Origin of the sequence: Silicimonas algicola (assembly GCF_003970735.1) — a bacterium.
Classification (GTDB): domain Bacteria; phylum Pseudomonadota; class Alphaproteobacteria; order Rhodobacterales; family Rhodobacteraceae; genus Silicimonas; species Silicimonas algicola.
In genome coordinates this window covers 4138601-4160284 of record NZ_CP034588.1, presented here as the reverse complement: position 1 = coordinate 4160284, position 21684 = coordinate 4138601, and the positions used below count along the sequence as shown (strand labels likewise).

Below are 21684 nucleotides of genomic sequence, written 5' to 3'. Positions count from 1 at the left end.
GTGCGGGTTAGACCGCGACGGGCGGGGACGCAAGATCAGGCGGCGATCGAGCCTTCCGCGAGCCGTGAGAGGCGCGATACGAGCGGAGCCCGGTTGCTTTGACGTTTTTCCTTCGCCTGACGGATCAGGGCGGGAACGACGACGGATGCGGGCGCGTCGATCGGGAAGCGCAGGCTGCAAGGGATGCGAATGCCGTCCAGACCTTCGTTGAGGGTGACAAGCGCCTCGAAGGCGCGAGTGGCGGGGTTGTAGACCACCGGTCCGACCTGGGTTGAGTACATAGCCGGGACGCTCCTTGCTTTGCGATCCGATGGGGCAACTCCGATGGTGGAATCCGGTTCCCATGCCCTTGCGCAGACCCCATGCAGATCACAAATGAGACGTGAGGCCCGAGAGGGGCACGCCGCAACGCGGGTGTCGCCACGATAGGGCGCTTTATAAGGAGAGAACGATGGACTTGGAGAAGTTCACGGAACGGTCGCGCGGGTTCCTTCAGGCCGCGCAGACGATAGCCGCCCGGGAAAGCCACCAGAGGCTTTCGCCCGAGCACCTTCTGAAAGCCTTGATGGACGACGAGCAGGGGCTCGCCTCGAACTTGATTCGCCGCGCGGGCGGGTCGCCCGAGCGCGTGTCTGAAGCGGTCGACCTCGCGCTGTCGAAGATTCCCCAGGTGAAGGGCGACGCCGGCCAGACCTACATGGACCAGCAGACGGTCAAGGTTCTGGACGAGGCGGTGAAGATCGCCAAGAAGGCCGGCGACAGCTTCGTCGCCGTCGAGCGGCTTCTGACCGCGCTGGCGGTGGTGAGTTCGAAGGCGAAGGACGCTCTCGACGCCGGCGCCGTCACCGCGATGACGCTGAACACGGCGATCAACGACGTCCGCAAGGGCCGCACCGCCGACAGCGCGTCCGCCGAGGATACATTCGACGCGCTGAAGAAGTACGCCCGCGACCTGACCGAGGCCGCCGAGCAGGGCAAGATCGACCCCATCATCGGACGTGACGAAGAGATCCGGCGGACCATGCAGGTTCTCAGCCGGCGGACGAAGAACAACCCCGTCCTGATCGGCGACCCTGGTGTTGGCAAGACCGCCATCGCCGAGGGCCTGGCGCTTCGCATCGTAAACGGCGACGTGCCGGATTCGCTGCGCAACAAGAGATTGATGGCGCTGGACATGGGCGCGCTGATCGCCGGTGCGAAGTATCGGGGTGAATTCGAGGAGCGTCTGAAAGGCGTTCTGAACGAAGTCACCGCAGCCGCTGGCGAGGTGATCCTGTTCATCGACGAGATGCATACCCTTGTGGGTGCCGGCAAGACCGACGGCGCGATGGATGCCGCGAACCTCATCAAGCCCGCACTGGCGCGGGGCGAGTTGCATTGCGTCGGCGCCACGACGCTGGACGAGTACCGCAAGTACGTCGAGAAGGACGCGGCCCTAGCCCGTCGTTTCCAGCCGCTCCTGGTAAGCGAGCCCACGGTCGAGGATACGATCTCGATCCTGCGCGGTATCAAGGACAAGTACGAGCTGCACCACGACGTGAAGATCTCGGACTCCGCACTTGTTGCCGCCGCGACCCTCTCGCAGCGCTACATCACCGACCGCTTCCTGCCCGACAAGGCCATCGACCTTGTCGACGAGGCGGCGTCGCGGCTGAAGATGGAGCTCGACTCGAAGCCCGAAGAACTGGACCAGCTCGACCGCAACATCCTTCAGATGCAGATCGAGGCCGAAGCGCTGCGCAAGGAAGACGACCGCGCTTCGAAGGATCGGCTCGAGAAGATCGAACGGGAATTGTCGGACCTCCAGGAGCGGTCGTCCGAGATGACCGCCCAGTGGCAAGCCGAGCGCGACAAGATGGCGGATGCCGGACGTGCGCGTGAAGAGCTGGACCGTGCCCGGATCGAACTGGAGCAGGCCAAACGCGAAGGCAACCTCCAGCGGGCGGGCGAACTATCCTATGGGGTAATTCCGGCGCTCGAGAAAAAGCTGGCGGCGGCCGAGGTCGAGGATGCCGACGTTCTGGTCGAGGAATCCGTGCGACCGGAGCATATCGCAGAGGTCGTGGAGCGTTGGACGGGCATTCCCACGTCCAAGATGCTGGAAGGCGAGCGCGACAAGCTTCTCAAGATGGAAGAAGAATTGGGCAAGCGCGTCATCGGTCAGTCGCAGGCGGTCACCGCTGTGGCGAACGCCGTCCGGCGCGCGCGCGCGGGTCTGCAGGATGAGAACCGGCCGCTGGGGTCGTTCCTTTTCCTCGGGCCAACGGGCGTCGGCAAGACCGAGCTGACCAAGGCGCTGGCCGAGTATCTATTCGATGACGACAAGGCGATGGTCCGCATCGACATGTCCGAATTCATGGAAAAGCACTCGGTTTCGAGACTGATCGGCGCCCCTCCGGGCTATGTCGGTTATGACGAGGGCGGCGTGCTGACCGAGGCCGTACGGCGCAGACCGTATCAGGTTGTCCTGTTCGACGAGGTCGAGAAGGCACATCCCGAGGTGTTCAACGTGTTGCTTCAGGTGCTGGACGACGGCGTTCTGACGGATGGTCAGGGCCACAGGGTCGACTTCAAGCAGACGCTGATCATCCTGACCTCGAACCTCGGGTCGCAGGCTTTGAGCCAGCTTCCCGAAGGGGCCGACGCCGCCGCCGCCAAGCGCGATGTGATGGATGCCGTGCGGTCGCACTTCCGGCCCGAGTTCCTGAATCGGCTGGACGACATGATCGTGTTCGACAGGCTCTCGCGTGCGGACATGGACGCCATCGTCGAGATCCAGCTTCGGAGGCTCACGTCGCGTCTGGCAAAGCAGAACGTCGCTCTCGAACTGGATGCGGCGGCGGTGAAATGGCTGGCGGACGAGGGCTATGATCCGGTCTACGGCGCGCGTCCCCTCAAGCGCGTGATCCAGCGCTCGCTACAGAACGAGCTGGCCGAGCTGCTGCTGTCGGGCGACGTGGGCGAGGGCGACACGGTCAAGGTCAGCGCCGGCGTGGACGGGCTGATGATCGGCGATCGGGTCGCGTCGTCCAACCGGACAAAGCCTGCGGACGCAGTCGTCCACTGACGTCTGATTGTTCCTGGAATGGCCCCGCTTACGCGGGGCCATTGGCCCTTACGCAGATACAATTTTGCTTTTTGAATCCTATTGTTGCAGACCCTCGTCCGAACATAGGAGGAAAGCTGCGCATTCGCGCCAAAGTCGCCCTGATGTCCACAAAGTCGCCCCAATCTCTTCACAATCGTGGCGCACGTCTGGCGGACGGTTTGCAGACAAAGAGACTTTCTCCAGAGAGGGGCGCTTGGCGCCAACAACAGGATGACAAAAGTCCATAGAATTGCAGGGTTGAGGATTTCCCGCGTCGCGGTCACAAGCCGCGATCTCTTTCCCGACCTCGAGCCCCCGGAAGACCGTCTTCGCCGCGAGAAGACGAGCATCTTCCGTGCCGACTCGATTTCGCTGACGCACCAGTCCGCGATGGAAGACGTGTTCGAGCCCTCCAGCCATCCGGAGCATGGAGACCCCGTGGCCAGGGCCACGGTCTATGTCATCAACATGATCGTCTTGATCTTTGCGATGCCGGTGGGCCTGGCCCTCCTTTGCCTCAACATTCTGGGCGGCGAGAACCTTCGGACCACGGCGCATGTTCTTGCACTGACCGGCCTGTTCCTGGCGTTGGATCAGGCGGGGGCGGGCCTTACCCTGTCGACGCTTCTTCCGGTCTGACCGACGCCCGGGTCTCGAGCCTATGAAGCTCGGCCCGCTGTTCCTCGGTCAGCCCGGCCAGCGGAACCATCAGGGTGTGGATGCCGAAGACGACAGCTCCTGTCTTGGGAAGCCGCCGAAGGGTCTGGCGCTCCGAACGGACGTATTTCGCGGCCCCAAGCCCGACATAGGGCCGGGGCATCGCTTCGGTCCGCGGCGCGAAAAGGGTCGGGTCATCGTAGAGATGGGCATTCGCTCGCCAGAGGATCTGATCGGGTCGTATGGCGTCGAACAGCCGCTGCACCCGTCGACCGACATCGGCGTCATAGCTTTTCACCGGACCGTGGATGCCGTCGAGCGGACGACCGATCTTCTGCGCCAGTGTCCATCCGGCGGGAAAGCACAGGATGGCGCCTGACATGACGTGACCCTCCGGCCCAGCCTCGAGGATGCAGAAATCCGACTGCACCAGCCGCCCGAGCGTCACGAGGGGCAGTGTGGTGTCGAGGTCCACGATGCGCCCATCGGGTCGGGTCACGACTTGGGCGCCGATCTGATAGCTCGCATCCGTGGACAGAGTGCCGAGGACCATGTCCAGAAGTTCGCGCGCGGCAGCCTCTCCTCCTGGCAGAAGCTCGTGGACGCGCGACCTCTCCTCCGCGATCAAGGTATCTCGCAGCGCCATCTGACCGGTGAAGGCCTCATCTCTCAGGATCCATTCCTCGACCGGCCGGGGCCTGATACCCGGCAGCCGCCTCATCGCGGGGTCAAGCCAGGGCGCCTCGGGCAGCCGTTGGTGGAGAATCGGGGTGTCCATGCCCCTGCCTATCAGGCTGCGCGGGACCTGGGCAGAGCATGACCGTCGTCATGCAGCCGACCGCCGGCAGCATCCTGCGCACCCAACCTAACCCGAAGGTATAGAAACGTGAGCGAGGGACCTAAGCCCCGCATCCGACCCATCGGGTTAGTTTCCACCTCCGCCGTTCTCGGCGACCTACAGGCACCGGCGACCACTTCCCCCAACCCCTGCCGCCGGACGTTCACTGGAAAGGATTACTCATGTTCAAGACACTCATCGCCCCCGCTCTGGTCGCTGCCCTGCTTGCGACCGGCGCCTTCGCGGCCAACTCGGTCGAGCTGACCGACGCCAACACCAATCACATCCGCCAGCTTCTGACCGAGCAAGGCTACGAAGTGGCCAAGATCAAGATCGAGGACGGCATGTACGAGGCGTATGCCAAGAAGGACGGCAGCAAGTTCGAGGTGTTCCTGGACGCTGCATTCGAGATCGTCGAAGTCAAGAACGACGACTGATCAGGCAGCGCGGCCGCAGACCGACCATCCCCCGGTCTGCGGCCATTTTTCAGGAGTCGCAGGATGGAACGCATCAAGGTCTGGGACCCTGTCGTCAGGGTCTTTCACTGGACGCTGGTTGCCGGTTTCGCGGCCAACGCTCTTTTCGTAGACGACGACAGCAAGCTGCACCAATGGATCGGCTACGCGATCCTCGGGCTTGTCGCGATACGCGTCCTCTGGGGTGTCGTCGGCACCCGGTATGCGCGCTTCGCCAATTTTCCGCCCAGCCTGTCGGGCTCGCTGGACCAGATACGCGAAATGGCGGGCGGCGAGACGCATCGTCACGTCGGTCACACGCCGCTGGGCGCTCTGATGATCTACAATATTCTCGCGACGCTTCTGGTCATCGGCCTGTCCGGCTACCTGATGACGACGAACATGTTCTGGGGCGTGGAATGGCCCGAGGAACTGCACGAGGTTGCCGTGACCTGGGCCGAGATCTCGGTCGTTCTTCATATCGTGGCCGTCCTGTACGAAAGCTGGCGGACAAGCGTGAATTTGCCGCGGGCGATGGTAACGGGTTGCAAGGTCCTTCCGTCGGATTAAACCGGCGGCATGTCGGGCGGCTCAATGGCGACGCGGAACTGGGGGCTTGTCCTCCTCATGGCGGTGCAGGGGATCTGCGCCGTCTTCTTCATCGTCGACGTCTTCGCCGACATCGCGGCCGAGGGGGGCATGTCGCACCTGACCGTCCACATGGCGGTCGAAACTTTGGCGACGCTGACGCTGATCGCCGCCATGGTTCTCGAGGCTCGATTCTTTGTGTCCCTTCTCCGTCACGAAGTGGCGCTGGAACAGGATCTGGCCGTGGCCGCCGCCGAGGTGCACGAGGCGATCCGCGCCCAGTTCAAGGACTGGAAGCTGTCGCCCGCCGAGTCGGACGTCGCGATGTTTCTGGTCAAGGGTTTGGGCACTGCCGAAATCGCCGAGATGCGCGGAAGCGCCGAAGGAACGATCAAGGCGCATTTCAACGCGGTGTTCCGGAAAGCCGGCGTTCATAGCCGCGCCGAACTGCTGAGTATGCTGATCGACCGGATTTTGGCCGGTCGTCTTCCTGACGCGGGTTAACCCAGACGCTGGGGCAGGTCCATTCCGCGCAGTATCTCGACTGCGGTCATGGGCCGCTTGCCCTCGCGCTGCGCTTCCACGATCTGGACGGCACCTTCCCCGCAGACGATGCAAAAGCCGCCCAGATGGGTGCCCGGGACGCCCGAGCCGTTGGTCAGCCTGGATCGAAGCAGCTTCACGCGTTCCCCGTTCACGTCGCACCAGGCCCCGGGAAAGGGCGAGAGTCCGCGGATCTGCCGGTCGATGTCCTGTCCGGGTCGCGTCCAGTCGATGCGGGCCTCGGCCTTGTCGATTTTTCGTGCGTAGGTGATGCCCTCTTCGGACTGCGGAACGGGCGTAAGGGCCTCCAGCTCTTCGAGCGCCCTGACGACAAGTGTTGCCCCAAGATCCGCGAGGCGGTCATGCAGATCGCCGGTCGTGTCCTCGGGGCCGATTGCGGTCACGTCGCGCAGGAGAACCGGTCCAGTGTCCAGGCCGGCGTCCATCTGCATGATACAGACGCCCGTCTCGGCATCGCCTGCCAGGATGGCGCGATGGATGGGCGCGGCCCCGCGCCAGCGCGGAAGGAGCGACGCGTGGATGTTCAGGCATCCACGCACGGGCGCATTCAGCACGGCCTGGGGAAGGAGAAGGCCGTACGCGACCACGACGGCGATATCTGTCTCTAAATCAGAGAAATCCGAGTGTTCCGACGCCTCTTTCAGGCTGACCGGATGGCGCACCGGAAGCCCAAGCTCGACCGCCCGTCGATGCACGGGAGTCGGGCGATCCCTCTTGCCTCGTCCTGCCGGGCGGGGCGGTTGAGTATAGATGCACGCAACGTCGTGGCCCGCCGCCACGAGCGCATCCAGCGCCGGGACCGAGAAGTCCGGCGTGCCCATGAAAACCAGCCTCACCGTTTCAGCGCCTTCTTCAGAAGCATCTCGCGCTTCGTGCGGCTGAGACGATCGAAGAACATCCTCCCGTCCAGGTGGTCGATCTGATGCTGTACGCTCGTCGCCCAGAGTCCCTCGAAGTCCTGTCGCACCCGGTCGCCCTCCGCGTCGGTGAACGCCACCGTCACGCGCGCTGGGCGGCTGACGCGGGCCGAAACGCCTGGCAGGTTCGGCGGAGCCTCGTCCCAGTCGCTGGTCTCGTCGCTGGCCACGACAATGAGGGGATCCGCCAGGCGAAGGGCGCGGCCCCGTTCGTCCGAGCAATCCACGACGGCAAGGCGCAGCATCACGCCAATCTGCGGCGCGGCAAGACCGTAGCCGGGCATCGCGTCCATCGTCTCGATCATGTCCGACCATATGGCCCAGTGGTCGTCACAGACGGGGCCTGCAGGCGATGCAGCGGTTCGAAGGCGACGGTCCGGCCAGAGGAGGAAAGGCCGAACGGTCAATGGTTGTACTCGGCTTCAAGAAGCGCCCGCATCTCGGGCGACACGCGGTCGAAGGTCACGATGCCGTTCAGATGGTCAAATTCATGCTGCGCGCAGATCGCTTCGAAGCCGGTCAAGGCCTCCTCATGGGATATGCCTTCGAGATCGGTCCAGCGCAGAACGATGTCCGTCGCCCGTTCGACGTCCGCCGTGACGCCGGGGATCGACAGGCAGCCTTCAGGGCCAGTCGCGCGACGCTCCGAAAATGTCACTATCTCGGGGTCGATGACCACTTTCGGCTCGGGCCTGCCGTCCTTCCAGGAGCAATCCATGACGAATATCCGTTGCGGCACGCCGACCTGCGGCGCGGCCAGCCCCCGACCCGGAGCGTCGTACATCGTTTCGAGCATATCCTCGGCCAAAGTACGGACCCGGTCGTCGATCTCTCCAACAGGATCGCAGCGACGAGACAGCATCGGGTCGGGCCAGCGCAGGATGGAACGGATCACGCCCGCGCCTTTTCGCGCTTCAGCTTCTGCATTTTGCGCGTGATCATCTGGCGCCGCAGCGGCTTTAGGTAATCTATGAACAGGCGTCCGTCGAGATGGTCGATCTCGTGCTGTACGCAGGTTGCCCACAGACCGTCGAAGCGCGCACTCTGAGCGCTTCCGTCCAGTCCGACCCAAGCGACATCGACCTCGGCCGGGCGGGAGACCTCGCCATATTGTTCGGGGATGGAGAGGCAGCCCTCTTCGTAGACGTTGATCTCCTCGGACGCCCAGGTGACGCGCGGATTCAGAAGCACCATCGGTTGCGGAGGCGCCGTCTCGTCCTTCTCGCAATCCATCACCAGCAGGCGCTTCATTACGCCCAACTGAGGCGCGGCCAGCCCGATGCCGGGTGCATGGTACATCGTCTCGAGCATATCCTCGGACAGCCTACGAACGGCGTCGTCGATCGCCTCGACAGGATCGGCCACGGTCTTCAGCCGTGGATCAGGGTGAATGAGGATGTCACGGATCGCCATTGCGTTGATCTAGGCGATGCTTTGCCGTCCCGCAAGCGTCGGGGCCTTGCGGGCCTTGGGCGCGGTGGTAAGTTCGCCGCCACTTTAAAGGGCATGGGCATCAATGACATACGGCTTCGAAGATCAGCTTGCTTTGCGCGGCACTCATGCCTCGAAGTACGATTCGCTCATGAAGGTTTTCGGCGTCGACGATCCGGACGCCATACCGATGTGGGTGGCGGATATGGACTTTCCTGCCGCACCCGCGATCCGCACGGCCCTGTCGAAGGAAGTCGAGCGGGGTTACTTCGGCTATTTTGGCGGGCCGGATGCGGCAAACGATGCAGTCGCAGGCTGGTATCGCCGCCGACATGGATGGACATTCGATGCGTCCTGGGTCCGCTACACACATGGTGTGATCAGCGGCTTTGGCGACGCCCTTGCCGCCTGCACTGCGCCGGGCGATGCCATCGTACTTTTCTCTCCCGTGTATCATGCCTTCTACCGTCAGGCGGACGCGATGGGGCGCAAGGTTCTGGAAAGCCCCCTTCGGATCGAGAACGGTCGGTTCGAGTTGGACCTCGACGGTCTTTCCGTTGCACTCACCGAGAACGTTCGGCTGGTCGTGCTGTGTTCACCCCACAACCCCGGCGGACGGGTCTGGAGTGCAGAGGAAATCCGTCAGGTCGCCGATTTCTGTCTCGAACGCGGGCTTTTCCTGATCTCGGACGAGATCCACATGGATCTTCTGTTTCCAGGAGAGACCTTCGTTCCGACGGCCGTCGCTGCTCCGCAGATCGCCGAACGCCTCGTTGTTCTCTCTGCCGCCTCGAAGGGCTTCAACCTTGCTGGCGCCGAGACCGGATTCTTGGTGACGCCGGACCGGGCCTTGAGAAAGAAACTCGACGCCGTGATCCTCGATCGCGAATCGACGCCGAACCGCTTCGGCATGGCGGCACTGACCGCCGCGTTCACGGAATGTGACGACTGGTCCGATGCGGTGCGGGCCTATCTTGCCGAGAACTTCCGCGTGTTCTCCGACCGGATGAACGCGCTGGCAGGCATCTCGGTGATGGACATGACGTCCACCTATCTCGCCTGGGTCGATTTCGCCCCTCTCGGGATGAGCGATCCCGAGATCCTTCGGCGGATCGTTGAAGCTGGTGTGGTGCCCAGTCCGGGCACGCAGTTCGGCACCGGGGGCGCCGGGCACATGCGCTTCAACTTCGCCCTTCCGCGGCCGACACTCGAGACGGCGATCGGTCGGCTTGAAGATGCGTTTCGGGACATCCAATAGGCAGCGCGGCGCCGTGGCACGTTTCCAATTGCATCGCCTCGGATTAGCTGGGGCAGCATGAACCGACTTCGGTCAGATATCACGACGATACTCCGCCGGACGTGGCTGATGCTTCTCGTCCTGCCGTGGCTTGCCGTGCAGGCCTTCGCGCCCGGTACGATGCCTTCGGTCGGTCCGGATGGAGTGTCCGCAGTCCTTTGCTCGGATTTTGGCAGTGGCGGAGCGCCGGGAGAGGCGGGGGATGGGCTCTGCGACTGGGCCGTGGCGCATGCCAGCGCGGCCCTTTCGTCTCCAAGTGCGGTTTCGCACGATGTCGAGCCGGTGCGTGACGATTTTGCGGAGGGTATTCCAACTGCAAAAGCGGGTCCGATCCCGACATACCTACCTCCCGTCAGAGCGCCTCCTTCGTCCGCCTGATCGACTGCGCGCGTCGCAAGAGCGACGCACATTCGGACAGATAGGAGAGACGACATGCCGTTCAAATGGATCCCGACCCTTGCCGCAGCCCTGATGCTTGCCGCGGCCCCGACCTTCGCCCAGGACGATACGACCTTGGGAAGCCTGACGATCAGCGCCGCAATGGCGCGCGCCACACCGCCGCACGCGCCCGTGGGCGGCGGCTTTCTGACCATCACGAACGGAGGCGATGAGGATGACAGGCTTGTCGCCGCCAGCACACCCATCGCAGGCCGTGTCGAAATCCACGAAATGAAGATGGATGGCGACGTGATGCGGATGCGCCCCGTGACCGACGGATTGCCGATCCCCGCTGGTCAGACGGTTGTTCTGGAGCCGGGTGGCTACCACCTGATGCTCATGGAACTGACGGACGCCCTCACCGAAGGCGACACCTTCGAGTTGTCGCTAACTTTCGAGAAGGCGGGCGAGGTCACCGTCACGGTCGATATCGGTCCGCGCGGCATGAGCGGCGCACACGGCATGAGGCACTCCGATGGCTGACATGAATATGCGGCGGGACGTGATCCTGGCCCTTATCGCGGCCGTACTGGCCCTTGTCGTCATGGTCGGGGGCTGGTTCCTGGTCATCGCCCCGCGCGAGGCAGAGGTGGCGACGACCCTGGGGCGTGGAGACTATACGCTTCAGGCCACGGACGGCACGGCGTTCACCGAAGAGACACTCGAGGATGGGCCGTCAGCAGTCTTCTTCGGCTTCACCCACTGTCCCGAGGTGTGCCCGACGACCCTGGGCGACATCATGACATGGAAAGAGGAACTTGGTCCGGACGCCGACGCCTTGCGGGTGTACTTCGTGACCGTCGACCCCGAACGCGATACATCGGACATCCTGGGTGACTACGTGGGATGGGCGCCGGGCGTGGTCGGCGTCACCGGGTCGCGTGAGGAGATCGACAAGGCGATCCAGTCGTTCCGAGTCTTCTCATCGCGCGTGCCGCTGGAGGGCGGAGACTACACCATGGATCACTCGGCCTACGTCCTGCTTTTCAATCGAGACGGGCAATTCTCGGATCCGATCCGCTATCAGGAAGAAGCGGACAGCGCCCTGCGCAAGTTGCGGGCGGTTCTGGAAGGCTAGGCAAAAAGGGGGGCGACAACCGTGTCGCCCCCCGTTTCGATCAGTTGTCGTTGACGTCGTGGTTGAAGAGCTTGACCTGGCCTTCGCGCACGCCTGCGATGCGCCGCGTGATCAGCCAGGCGATCAGAGACAAGACGGCGAAGACCAGAATTGTGGCGGGCAGCGACCCCGCCAAGCCCGGCAGGCCGAACAGCAAAAGCAGCCCCGTTCCTGCCGCGCCTGCCGCGAATCCGAGGAAGATCTGGGCCGGCGCCACGACTTCGAGGATGGCGAGCAGAAGCGCGCCTGCCATCCACGCCCACCAGAGCGACCAGAGCGGCATCACGACGTCCTCCCCCGCAGCATCTTGAAGGCATCGCCGAAGGCTTCCAGGGCATTGGCCGGCACAACGATCGTCGACTTGGTGGGCCCGTTGCCGAGAGCGTTCAGCGCTTCGACCTGTTTCAGTGCGACCTGGTACTGCGCCGCCTCCAGACCGTTGTCCTGGATCGCCGCGGCCACGACGCCGGTCGCATAGGCCTCGGCGTCGGCCTGCATCCGGCGCGCCTTGGCGGCCTGCTCGGCCGCATAGAGTTGCGCATCGGCCTGAAGCTCGACCGCGCGTTTCTGGCCTTCGGCCTTCGTCACCTGGGCCCGGCGCTCGCGCTCGGCGTTAAGCTGTTGCAGCATCGCCTCGCGCGTCGCCTGATCGAGGTTCACGTCCAGGATCTCGGCCCGCGTCACCTCGATTCCCCAGTCATCGACCGCGTCCTCGACGCTGGCCTTGATCGTGGCGATCAGAGCGGCGCGGTTCGCCTGAACCTCGTCCAGTTCCATCTTGCCGATCTCGGCCCGGACGATGCCTGCGACCGTGGTGGCGATGGCCGCGTCAACGTCCCGGATGCGGTAGACCGTCTTTTCGGGCTCGAGGATGCGGTAGAACACGCTGGTGTCGACCTGAACGAGCACGTTGTCGGTCGTGATGGCGTCCTGGCTGGCGGTCGGAAGCTGCCGTTCGAGGATCGAGATCTTGTGTGCGACCCTGTCAAAGAACGGCACGATGAAGTTGATGCCGGGTCCGAGCACGGTGCGCAGTCGTCCGAACCGTTCGACGACGTGCTTCTCGGCCTGCGGAACGATCCGCACTCCCTTGAAGACGCTGATGATGATGACTGCCGCCAGCAGGAGCGTGGCTATGCCGCCGCCGCCGATGGTGTCAAAGAACTGGTCCATGTCGATGTCCCTTCACGACGTCCCCGCGAAAGAGATGAGAGGTCGTGACGATCCGTTCAACGAGCGGGATTGTCGGCTCTGCCGATTCGCGGAGGCTGTCACTCTAGCGACACGCAGGACAACGGGGGACTTTCCTGCACTCCCGTCGCTTCGAAGGCTGACTTGAGACAGGCACCAGATGACGGATGACGTCGGTTTAGAGACGATTCTCTGATCAAAAGCCATTCACCGCCGTCGCGGACATAAACAGAACATTTCTGTTACTCTTGACGCGCTTTGGCGCGATACTGGGCCAACATGCCTGCGCTGTGCCGCGATTGCCTGACGACCTTCGATGCCGGAACGCGCTGCCCGGCCTGCGGGCGGCCGCGCGTCCTGTCGCATCCCGAACTCTTCGACCTGTCGATCGCTCACATGGACTGCGACGCCTTCTACGCCAGTGTCGAGAAGCGCGACGATCCGTCCTTGAGGGACCAGCCGGTCATCATAGGCGGCGGAAGACGGGGCGTCGTCTCGACGGCCTGCTACATCGCCCGCATCCGGGGTGTGCGGTCCGCGATGCCCATGTTTCAGGCGCTCAAGCTTTGTCCCGACGCGGTAGTCGTGAAGGGCAGGATGTCGGCCTATGTCGAGGTTTCGCGGCAGATCCGCGCCCTTATGGACGACCTGACGCCGGTTGTAGAGCCGCTGTCGCTGGATGAGGCCTTCATGGATCTTTCGGGCACAGCGCGCCTGCACGGCAAGCCGCCAGCTGTCATGCTGGCCACGCTGCTGCGTCGGATGGAGACCGAGCTTGGGCTTTCGGGCTCGGTCGGCCTGTCACATAACAAGTTTCTCGCCAAGGTCGCGTCGGACCTGGACAAGCCGAGGGGCTTTTCGGTGATCGGGCTGGCCGAGACGCAGGACTTCCTGCGCAACCGCTCCGTTCGATTGATCTGGGGCGTGGGCGGGCACACCCAGGCGGCTTTGGACCAGGCAGGAATCCGAACCTTTGCCGACCTGCTGAGATGGGAGAAGCCGCAGCTTGTCGCGCGATTCGGGGGCATGGGAGATCGTCTGTGGCACCTCGCGCGGGGCGAGGATCGGCGGCTCGTGCAGCGCAATGCGCCCGTGAAGTCGATCTCGAACGAGACGACCTTCGGCGAGGATACCGCGGACGCAGACATCCTCGACGGTCATATCTGGCGCCTGGCGGAGAACGTCGCCGACCGTGCCAAGGCCAAGGGCAAAGCGGGTCGCACGGTGACGCTGAAGTTGAAGCGCGCGAACCATCGCATCCTGTCGCGACAGGCCAGTCTGACCGAGCCGACGCAGATCGCGGATCGCATCTATCGCACGGCGCGCACCCTGTTCGAGCAGGTGGGCGACGAAGGGCCTTACCGATTGATCGGCGTCGGCATCTCGCATCTCGCGGAGGCGGCCGACGCCGATACCGGCGGCGACCTGCTGGACCCTCAGGCGGTGAAGAGGGCGGGCGCCGAGCGCGCGACGGACGCGATCCGCGCGCGGTTCGGTCCCGATGCCATCATGAAAGGCCGGGCCCTTCGGTGATCAGTCGATCAGCGCGTTCGGCCGAGGGCGGGGCCGGATGAATTCGCCCTTTCGAGCCGAGCGCGCGTGGCCGGGTCTGCCGACCAACTCGGCCGTCAGCGTCACTGCGCCGGTCGAGCCCGACAGGCGGGCGCGATAGACGGGCAGGCTTTCGGTCACGCGCATGACGTAGTTGCGGGTTTCATCGAAAGGTATGTGTTCGATCCAATCGACGATGTCGACGTCGCCGTTTCGGGGATCGCCCCGCTCGGTCATCCAGCGCAGGGGGCGGCCCGGGCCGGCGTTGTATCCCGCCGAGGTCATCACGACGTTGCCGCCGAAGATCTCCATCAACTCGTCCAGATAGGCTGTGCCGAGCCTTGCGTTGTAGGCCGGATCGGTAATGAGACGGTCGACCGAGTAGGCGACCTGAAGATACTGCGCCACGGCCTTTGCGGTCGCGGGCATGAGTTGCATCAGACCGCGGGCACCCGCGCCCGACTGGACGACGGGATCGAATTCGCTTTCGCGCCGCGCGATGGACAGCGCCAGCTCTGGCGGCACGGGCGCGTCCCCGACGCCAAGCGCGGCGATCGGGTAATAGGAGCGGGGCACGACGATGCCGCGCCGGGCGGCTTCCTTGCCGATCATCACGGCGAGGTGCGGTTCGTTGCGGGCGAGGACATAGTCGCCCAGGGCGCCGATCTCGTCCTCGTCCAGCGTCTCGGCCATGTGGGTCAGGAATTGTTCGGCCAGGTTTCTCTGCCCGGCCGCGATGAAGAGACGGGTTGCGGCGAAGACGGAGGTATTGGCGAACGAGGTCTCCTCCCAGGCGGGATATTCCTGACGGCCGGCGAGGGCGGGATCGAGCGGAAGTCCTGCCTCCTCGGCGGCGAGCAGGCCGTAGAAGCTGGTCTGGTACTCGGCGCCGAAGGCATAGGCCTGGCGCGCGCTTTCGCGGTCGCCCGCCGCCTCGTGCGCCCGTCCTTCCCAGTAGCCGGCCCGGCCGAGGGAAATCGGGCTTTCGACGGCGCCCCGGAAGCGCAGGAAGTGCGTCAGGGCCGTCTTGGGATCATCGCGGTAGGTCAGCGCGATATAGCCCGCGAGCCATTCGAGGTCGGCGAAGTCAGAGCCGTCCGCAAGACCATGTTGTGACGCCAGGCGATAGGCGACGTCGGCGTTCCCGTCTCGCATCTGCCGGCGCGCGAGGCTGCGGCGCCAGCCGGCCCACTGCCCGGCGTCGCCCAGATGGTCGGGCGAGACTTCCAGCATCAGGGCGATGGCGTCGTCGTTGCGGCCCTTCCGGGCACGCCATTGCATCCGCTCGAAGGACAGCCCCGCGTCCTTGGCGAAAGCGGCCGGGACGGCGGCGATCAGGGTATCCACGCCGTCAGCATTGGCGCGGAGGGCGAGACGGGCACGCGCCAGAGCCTGCCACCCGGGCGAGACGAGCGGATACATCCGCTCGGCATTGCCACGCGCGCCGCGCCAGAGAAGCATGTCGAGCCGGTCGCCGTGGTGCCGGGCAAGCGTGTTCGCGAAGAGAGACAGAAGCGCGGTCTGGTCGACGTCCGACAGGATCATCGTGCGCCAGGCCCGCAACGCCTCGGCCTCGGCCAGGTTGTCTTCGCCGCGCGACAGATGGGCGGCGATCAGGGCGCGCACTCCGGCGCCGGTTTGCGGCGGTTCGGCGGCGAAGAAGGCTATGACCTCGTCGGGGCGGGATCGCGTCGGCACCGAATCTTCAGCTTCGCGCCGAAGAAGCTTCAGGCCGGGCCAGTCCGCATGGGTTTCGAGGAAGCTCACGACCTGATCGAAGCTGCCGTTTCCGGCGCGGAGACGGTGCCACTCGACGATGTCCTGCGCCACCGAGCCCGCAGGCTCGGCCCAGGATAGGGCAGCGGGCCAGTCGCCGCCGCGCATAACCTCGCTCGCCCGCTTGTACGCGGCGATCTCGGTCTGCGTCTGGGCGTCGCCCGTCGTCGTCGTGAACCCGATCAGGGTGATGGCCGTGACCAGGGCTTTGAACATGGCAGCGTCCGTTTTGTCCTTGCCCCTCAGCCATGACAGGAAAGCACGATGGCGTCGTCTTGGCAATCACCGGGACCCGCTATAGTGTCCGCCCGCCGCAGTTCGTGGCAGCAAAAACGCTAGGAGGTGCGTCGTGTTCCAGGGATCCATGCCGGCTCTCGTGACCCCGTTCAAGAACGGTTCCGTGGATTTCGACGCGCTCAAATCGCTGGTCGACTGGCAGATCGAATCGGGTTCGTCGGGCCTTGTACCGGTCGGCACCACCGGAGAGTCGCCGACCCTGAGCCACGAGGAACACGACGCCGTCGTCGTGGCCGTAGTCCAGGCCGCCGCCGGCCGGGTGCCGGTCATCGCCGGCGCCGGGTCGAACAATACGGCGGAAGGCGTGCGGCTGATGAAGGCCGCCGAGAAGGCGGGCGCGGATGCGGCGCTGGTCGTCACGCCCTACTACAACAAGCCGACGCAGGAAGGGCTGTACCAGCACTTCAAGGCGATGCACGACGCCGCCGACCTGCCGATCATCATCTACAACATTCCTCCGCGCTCGGTCGTCGACATGAGCGTCGAGACGATGGCGCGGCTGGCCGAGTTGCCGCGCATCATCGGCGTCAAGGACGCGACGGGCGACCTGTCGCGCGTGCCGAAGCAGCGCATCGCCTGCGGCAAGGACTTCGTCCAGCTTTCTGGCGAGGACGCGACGGCGCTGGGGTTCAACGCGCACGGCGGCGTCGGCTGCATCAGCGTCACCGCGAACGTGGCGCCCGCGCTCTGCGCCGAAATGCAGGCGGCGACACGGCGCGGCGACTATGGCATGGCGCTCGAGATCACCGATCGGCTGATGCCGCTGCACCTGTCGATCTTCATGGAGCCGGGGCTTGCCGGCGTGAAGTGCGGACTTGCCCTGCTTGGCCGATGCTCGGACGAAACACGGCTGCCGCTGATGCCTGTGACCGAGCCGACGAAAGCCGCGATCCGGGACGCCATGGTTCATGCGGGCCTGCTGAACTGACATGCTGAGGGGCGGATGATGGAGAAACCGTTCATCCGCCTGTCCGCCCACGGCATTCCGGCGTGAGCTTCGTCCGTCCCGAGGTCGTCGAGGCCCTTGTCCGCTGGCGCGAGGCTCTTCTGGGCCTTTTGCTGTTCCTGTGCGGTGGCTGGTTCGTCCTGACGGGATATGGGCTTTACGGCATAGGTGGGTGGATCGCGGTCGCGATCGGCGCGCTTCTGGTATGGGAGGGCGTGCTTCGCGCACGGTTTCCCCGGCAAGGCGGCGGACCCGGTGTCGTGGACATCGACGAGCGCCAGATCACCTGGTTCGGGCCGACGGGTGGGGGTTCGGTTTCGCTGGACGCGCTTAGGCTGATCGCGATCAGGCGGACCCACGCCGGCTCCGCGACGTCGGACTTCTTCTGGGAGTTCGAGGACACCGACGGCAACAGCCTGTCCGTGCCGGGGGATGCCGAGAATGCGGACGCGCTGTTCGATGCGCTCGCGGCGCTTCCCGGTGTCGACTACGAGGCCATTATCGCCGCCAGCGGTCGGCCCGACGAGGGCCTGGCGATCGTGTGGCACAGACCATCCGGACGGCTGCATTGACTTGCCCCGCGTTTCGCGCAAGTCCTCGGCTCTGATGCAGAGAAAAGCGGCCGTCCCCACATGTCCATACCCCAGTCCGGCGGCGCGCCGATCGAACGCCACGAACAACTCGCGGAGTACCTGGCTTCGGGCTCGAAGCCCGAGGCCGACTGGCGTATAGGCACCGAGCACGAGAAGTTCGGCTTCTGCAAGGATACCCTGAAGCCCCTGCCCTACGAGGGCGAGAGGTCCATTCGCGCCGTGCTCGAGGGCCTGCGCGACCGCTATGGCTGGGCCCCGGTCGAAGAGGGCGGCCACCTGATCGGGCTCACGAAGGACGGCGCAAACGTCAGCCTCGAACCAGGCGGGGCGCTGGAGCTGTCGGGCGCGCCTCTCGAGACCATCCACCAGACCTGCGACGAGGTGAACGAACACCTTCGCGAGGTCAAATCCATCGCCGATGCCATCGGAGTGGGGTTCATCGGTCTGGGCGCCGCGCCCCACTGGATGCACGACGAGATGCCCCTGATGCCGAAGGGCCGCTACAAGCTGATGGACAGCTACATGCGCCAGGTCGGTGAGACCGGCACGGCGATGATGCGTCGGACCTGTACCGTTCAGGTCAATCTCGACTACGGGTCCGAGGCCGACATGGTAAAGAAGTTCCGCGTCGCGCTGGCGCTTCAGCCGGTCGCCGTGGCGCTCTTCGCCAACTCGCCGTTCTGGGAAGGCGGGCTGAACGGGCACAAGTCGTGGCGCAGCCGCATCTGGCGGTCGCTCGACGACACGCGCACGGGGATGCTGCCCTTCGCCTTCGAGGACGGCTTCGGGTTTGACGCCTATGTCGAATACGCGCTCGATGTGCCGATGTACTTCGTCTACCGCGACGGGCGCTACATCGATGCGCTTGGACAGTCGTTCCGCGACTTCCTGAAGGGCGAACTTCCGGCGCTTCCGGGCGAAAAGCCCCTGATGAGTGACTGGGCCGACCATCTGACGACCCTCTTTCCGGAAGCGCGGCTGAAGAAGTTCATCGAGATGCGCGGCGCGGACGGCGGACCGTGGCGCAGGCTGTGCGCCCTCCCGGCGTTCTGGGTCGGGCTGATGTACGACGGCGGCGCTCTCGACGCCGCATGGGACGTGGCGAAGGGGTGGAGCGCCGAGACACGCGAAGGTCTTCGCGTCGCCGCGTCGATCCAGGGTCTGCACGCCGAGGTCGACGGCTTCCGCATGCACGAGCTGGCGCGGGAAGTCGTGAGCATCGCCGAAACCGGGCTCAAGGCGCGTGCGCGCCCCGGCGCGGGCGGCCTCGTCCCGGACGAGACGCACTTCCTGAACGCGCTGAAGGAATCCATCGTCTCGGGCGAGGTTCCCGCGGACGAGCTGATCCGCCACTTCGAGACCGACTGGAACGGGGACGTGACGCGGGTCTTCGCGGATTACAGCTACTGAGTCCCGCGCGGCACACTCGGGCTGCGCTGAATCCGACCCCCGTTGTCAGGCTGGCGTTCCGGGTTAAGGGTTCGTGCAGGATCAACGCCGGAGCGGACAAATGCGCGACTTCTTCATCAACTCGTTCGAGAAACTCGTGGGTGTCATCGTCATTCTGTTGTGTATCGGGGTGGTTGTGGGTGCTCTTGCCGCGCTGTTCGGGGCTGGCGGACCGGGTGGCCCGAATGGCCTTCTGGGCGCGCTGTTCATCCTGATCGGCGGGGCGATCTACATCATCTTCGTCGGCGGCCTGATGTACCTGGGCCTGGGCATCTATCAGAACACCAAGCGGATGGCCGACCTTCTGGAGCGGCGCGGCTAGGCCTGCGGGTCTTTCCGGTGCGGGCGTTGAAGCCTATACAGCGGCCATGAGCTTTCGCGCCCGCCACCTTCTCGGCATCGAGCATCTCGCGCCGAACGAGATCACCCTGCTTCTGGACCTCGCCGATCGCTACGTCGACCTGAACCGGCGCGACGTGAAGCACGACACGGCGCTGACCGGGCTCACCCAGATCAACATGTTCTTCGAGGCGTCCACCCGCACACAGGCCAGCTTCGAGTTGGCCGGCAAGCGGCTGGGCGCGGACGTGATGAACATGAACATGCAGGGGTCGTCGCTGAAGAAGGGCGAGACGCTGATCGACACCGCGATGACGCTGAACGCGATGCACCCCGACCTGCTGGTCGTGCGGCACCCGAGTTCGGGCGCGGTGGCGCTGCTGGCGCAGAAGGTGAACTGCGCAGTGCTGAACGCAGGCGACGGGCGGCACGAGCATCCGACACAGGCTCTGCTGGACGCTCTGACGATCCGGCGGGCGAAGGGGCGGCTGCACCGGCTGACGGTGGCGATCTGCGGCGATGTCGCCCACAGCCGCGTCGCGCGGTCGAACATCTGGCTTCTGGGGAAGATGGAGAACCGCGTTCGGCTGGTCGGGCCGCCGACCCTTCTTCCCGCCGGCGCCGCGGACTGGGGCGTCGAGGTCTGCTACGACATGCGAGAGGGTCTGAGGGACGCGGATGTGGTAATGATGCTGCGGCTTCAGAGGGAACGTATGGACGGTGCCTTCATCCCCTCCGAGCGCGAGTATTTCCATCGCTTCGGCCTCGATGCCGAGAAGCTGGCTCATGCGAAGGACGATGCCATCGTGATGCACCCCGGTCCGATGAACAGGGGTGTGGAAATCGACGGCACCCTCGCGGACGACATCAACCGGTCGGTCATTCAGGACCAGGTGGAAATGGGGGTCGCGGTGCGGATGGCTGCCATGGACCTTTTGGCACGCAACCTGCGGGCCGCGAGGTCTTCGCCGGAGGTCATGGTCTGAGATGGCCGAATGCTGGGAAGACTGGTTCGAGCCCGGCGAGCGACTGGTTTGGGAAGGGTCGCCCGAGGGTCGATGGACCCTCACGCCCGGCCTTCTCTTCCTTGCCGCCTTCGGCGTTCCCTTTCTGGCCGCGGGTCTCTTCGTTTCGGGCGGTGCGATTCTGGTCGGCGGACCCTTCCATTTCGGAGTGGTCGGTGTCCTTGGACGCTTTGTCGCCTTCTGCTTCGGGCTGCCGTTCCTCGCCGCCGGACTGGGGATGGTGGCGGGGCCGCTTTACCTTCAATCACAGGCCCCGCGCCATGTCCGCTATGCACTCAGCGACCGACGCGCCTACGTGGCGACAAGCTGGTGGAACCGAAAGATGGAGGTGCTGACGATCTCGACCGGAGCGCCGATCGAGGTCGAGGACGGGCGCTCGGTGTTCTTCCACACCCTGGTCGGGCGCGACAGCGACGGCGACCGCACGACCACGCGGAAGGGGTTCGAGAACATCGCGGACGCAGCTGTGGTCTATCGCCTTTTGCGAGGCATCCAGGCTCGGAAGGATCCGTCTCGGCCGGAAGCGACGGAACCGGATCCGGGGGAGTGACCGTTGACCGGCTGACGTCCCGCGGCAAAGAGGTGATGACATGACGAGCGATCCCTTCACGATCCCGACAGGCGAACGCGGCGTCGTGCGCGTGTTCACCACGGACCTCGAGCCGGAAGGCGACGCGGCCATCACGCCGGGCAATCTTCAGCGGCTTCTGGGTCCGGACGTGACGCTCGATGCCGAAAAGGTCGAGGTCTTTCCGTCGTCGGTGATAGAGGGGCTTGGCCTGTCGTCCTACCTGCAGGAAGGCTACGGCGTCCCGCGTGAGGCGCTTTCGGGAAAGGCGGCCGCGCTCGACGCACTGTCGGGGCTTGTCATCCTGATCCCCTCATCCGCGTTCGAAGGACGGACGCAGGTTCTCGAACCCAACCCCGGCCTGAGGTTCGTAGGCAGCTTCCGAGAACCCGATCCCGAGCCGCCGCAGCGCATGGCGCCTGCCGAGGCGGAGGACTACATCGAGCCTCGCGAGACGCGGATCGACCCTGAGCCGCGACAGCGCATGAGTTCTTGGGTCATCGCGCTTGGCGCGCTGCTGATCGCCGCCGCACTTGTGCTTTACGTCGTCATCTGACAC

At 64.8% G+C, this 21684-nt stretch carries 25 protein-coding genes; 16 read left to right on the top strand and 9 right to left on the bottom strand.

Annotated elements, in window-relative coordinates; translation table 11 throughout:
• Positions 1 to 35: 35 nt before the first annotated feature.
• A complete protein-coding gene (locus EF888_RS20645; protein WP_109759094.1) occupies positions 36 to 281 on the bottom strand; it encodes a hypothetical protein in 246 nt (81 codons plus the stop codon).
• A gap of 170 nt (positions 282 to 451) precedes the next feature.
• Here EF888_RS20645 and clpB point away from each other — a divergent pair, with 170 nt between their 5' ends.
• Both clpB and EF888_RS20635 read left to right on the top strand, forming a co-directional pair.
• The gene (gene clpB, locus EF888_RS20640) at positions 452 to 3067 is read left to right on the top strand and encodes an ATP-dependent chaperone ClpB (RefSeq protein ID WP_109759093.1); all 2616 of its coding nucleotides are present in this window, start codon (positions 452 to 454) and stop codon (positions 3065 to 3067) included.
• Between the two features lie 252 nt (positions 3068 to 3319).
• A complete protein-coding gene (locus EF888_RS20635; RefSeq protein WP_146202989.1) occupies positions 3320 to 3727 on the top strand; it encodes a hypothetical protein in 408 nt (135 codons plus the stop codon).
• Here the strand turns inward: EF888_RS20635 and EF888_RS20630 are convergent.
• Complete coding sequence (locus EF888_RS20630; RefSeq protein ID WP_109759091.1) at positions 3699 to 4523, bottom strand: heme-dependent oxidative N-demethylase family protein; 825 nt, start codon at positions 4521 to 4523, stop codon at positions 3699 to 3701. The genes EF888_RS20635 and EF888_RS20630 overlap by 29 nt on opposite strands.
• 242 nt (positions 4524 to 4765) lie before the next feature.
• Between EF888_RS20630 and EF888_RS20625 the strand changes: the two genes are divergently transcribed.
• From EF888_RS20625 to EF888_RS20615, 3 genes are all read left to right on the top strand, one after another.
• A complete protein-coding gene (locus EF888_RS20625) occupies positions 4766 to 5020 on the top strand; it encodes a PepSY domain-containing protein (protein WP_109759090.1) in 255 nt (84 codons plus the stop codon).
• 63 nt (positions 5021 to 5083) lie between these two features.
• Positions 5084 to 5608, top strand: a complete 525-nt coding sequence (locus EF888_RS20620) for a cytochrome b/b6 domain-containing protein (RefSeq protein WP_109759089.1) — start codon at positions 5084 to 5086, stop codon at positions 5606 to 5608.
• 9 nt (positions 5609 to 5617) lie between these two features.
• Complete coding sequence (locus EF888_RS20615; protein WP_109759088.1) at positions 5618 to 6130, top strand: helix-turn-helix transcriptional regulator; 513 nt, start codon at positions 5618 to 5620, stop codon at positions 6128 to 6130.
• On the opposite strand, the gene fmt is transcribed toward EF888_RS20615, so the two are convergent.
• Genes fmt through def (EF888_RS20595) form a run of 4 tightly spaced genes read right to left on the bottom strand, consistent with a single transcriptional unit; the run spans position 6127 to position 8520 of the window.
• Positions 6127 to 7026 carry a methionyl-tRNA formyltransferase gene (gene fmt, locus EF888_RS20610; RefSeq protein ID WP_109759087.1) on the bottom strand — a complete coding sequence of 300 codons (900 nt, stop codon included), beginning with the start codon at positions 7024 to 7026 and terminating at the stop codon, positions 6127 to 6129. The genes EF888_RS20615 and fmt overlap by 4 nt on opposite strands.
• Positions 7023 to 7514 (bottom strand): peptide deformylase, encoded by a 492-nt coding sequence (gene def, locus EF888_RS20605; protein ID WP_109759086.1) that lies wholly within the window; start codon positions 7512 to 7514, stop codon positions 7023 to 7025. The genes fmt and def (EF888_RS20605) overlap by 4 nt, the downstream gene beginning before the upstream one ends.
• Positions 7511 to 7969, bottom strand: coding sequence for a peptide deformylase (def, locus tag EF888_RS20600; protein WP_109759364.1), 459 nt, complete (start codon positions 7967 to 7969; stop codon positions 7511 to 7513). The genes def (EF888_RS20605) and def (EF888_RS20600) overlap by 4 nt, the downstream gene beginning before the upstream one ends.
• Before the next feature lie 29 nt (positions 7970 to 7998).
• On the bottom strand, positions 7999 to 8520 hold the full coding sequence (def, locus tag EF888_RS20595; RefSeq protein WP_109759085.1) for a peptide deformylase: 522 nt from the start codon (positions 8518 to 8520) through the stop codon (positions 7999 to 8001).
• Between the two features lie 103 nt (positions 8521 to 8623).
• Here def (EF888_RS20595) and EF888_RS20590 point away from each other — a divergent pair, with 103 nt between their 5' ends.
• The 3 genes from EF888_RS20590 to EF888_RS20580 all read left to right on the top strand — a co-directional run bounded on the left by EF888_RS20590 (position 8624) and on the right by EF888_RS20580 (position 11351).
• Positions 8624 to 9796, top strand: a complete 1173-nt coding sequence (locus EF888_RS20590; protein ID WP_109759084.1) for a MalY/PatB family protein — start codon at positions 8624 to 8626, stop codon at positions 9794 to 9796.
• Positions 9797 to 10267: 471 nt separating this feature from the next.
• The gene (locus EF888_RS20585) at positions 10268 to 10756 is read left to right on the top strand and encodes a copper chaperone PCu(A)C (protein WP_109759083.1); all 489 of its coding nucleotides are present in this window, start codon (positions 10268 to 10270) and stop codon (positions 10754 to 10756) included.
• Positions 10749 to 11351 carry an SCO family protein gene (locus tag EF888_RS20580; protein ID WP_109759082.1) on the top strand — a complete coding sequence of 201 codons (603 nt, stop codon included), beginning with the start codon at positions 10749 to 10751 and terminating at the stop codon, positions 11349 to 11351. Before EF888_RS20585 ends, EF888_RS20580 begins: the two co-directional genes overlap by 8 nt.
• 40 nt (positions 11352 to 11391) lie before the next feature.
• Here EF888_RS20580 and EF888_RS20575 read toward each other — a convergent pair whose 3' ends face one another.
• Both EF888_RS20575 and EF888_RS20570 read right to left on the bottom strand, forming a co-directional pair.
• Positions 11392 to 11673, bottom strand: coding sequence for a hypothetical protein (locus EF888_RS20575; protein ID WP_109759081.1), 282 nt, complete (start codon positions 11671 to 11673; stop codon positions 11392 to 11394).
• Positions 11673 to 12563, bottom strand: a complete 891-nt coding sequence (locus EF888_RS20570; RefSeq protein WP_109759080.1) for an SPFH domain-containing protein — start codon at positions 12561 to 12563, stop codon at positions 11673 to 11675. The genes EF888_RS20575 and EF888_RS20570 overlap by 1 nt, the downstream gene beginning before the upstream one ends.
• A gap of 297 nt (positions 12564 to 12860) precedes the next feature.
• On the opposite strand from EF888_RS20570, the gene EF888_RS20565 reads away from it, so the two are divergent.
• The gene (locus EF888_RS20565) at positions 12861 to 14114 is read left to right on the top strand and encodes a DNA polymerase IV (RefSeq protein WP_109759079.1); all 1254 of its coding nucleotides are present in this window, start codon (positions 12861 to 12863) and stop codon (positions 14112 to 14114) included.
• Here the strand turns inward: EF888_RS20565 and EF888_RS20560 are convergent, their stop codons facing one another.
• Positions 14115 to 16124, bottom strand: a complete 2010-nt coding sequence (locus EF888_RS20560) for a lytic transglycosylase domain-containing protein (RefSeq protein ID WP_109759078.1) — start codon at positions 16122 to 16124, stop codon at positions 14115 to 14117.
• Positions 16125 to 16257: 133 nt separating this feature from the next.
• Between EF888_RS20560 and dapA the strand changes: the two genes are divergently transcribed.
• The 7 genes from dapA to EF888_RS20525 all read left to right on the top strand — a co-directional run bounded on the left by dapA (position 16258) and on the right by EF888_RS20525 (position 21681).
• Entirely contained in the window at positions 16258 to 17133 is an 876-nt protein-coding gene (dapA, locus tag EF888_RS20555) for a 4-hydroxy-tetrahydrodipicolinate synthase (protein WP_109759077.1), read from the top strand.
• Between the two features lie 62 nt (positions 17134 to 17195).
• Positions 17196 to 17723: a hypothetical protein gene (locus EF888_RS20550; RefSeq protein ID WP_109759076.1), complete on the top strand. Its 528-nt coding sequence runs from the start codon at positions 17196 to 17198 to the stop codon at positions 17721 to 17723.
• A gap of 60 nt (positions 17724 to 17783) precedes the next feature.
• Positions 17784 to 19154, top strand: coding sequence for a glutamate--cysteine ligase (locus EF888_RS20545; RefSeq protein WP_109759075.1), 1371 nt, complete (start codon positions 17784 to 17786; stop codon positions 19152 to 19154).
• 100 nt (positions 19155 to 19254) lie between these two features.
• Entirely contained in the window at positions 19255 to 19515 is a 261-nt protein-coding gene (locus EF888_RS20540) for a hypothetical protein (RefSeq protein ID WP_109759074.1), read from the top strand.
• Positions 19516 to 19561: 46 nt separating this feature from the next.
• Positions 19562 to 20518, top strand: coding sequence for an aspartate carbamoyltransferase catalytic subunit (locus EF888_RS20535; protein WP_109759073.1), 957 nt, complete (start codon positions 19562 to 19564; stop codon positions 20516 to 20518).
• Position 20519: 1 nt separating this feature from the next.
• Complete coding sequence (locus EF888_RS20530; RefSeq protein WP_109759072.1) at positions 20520 to 21107, top strand: hypothetical protein; 588 nt, start codon at positions 20520 to 20522, stop codon at positions 21105 to 21107.
• A gap of 40 nt (positions 21108 to 21147) precedes the next feature.
• Positions 21148 to 21681: a hypothetical protein gene (locus EF888_RS20525; RefSeq protein ID WP_109759071.1), complete on the top strand. Its 534-nt coding sequence runs from the start codon at positions 21148 to 21150 to the stop codon at positions 21679 to 21681.
• Positions 21682 to 21684 lie beyond the last annotated feature (3 nt).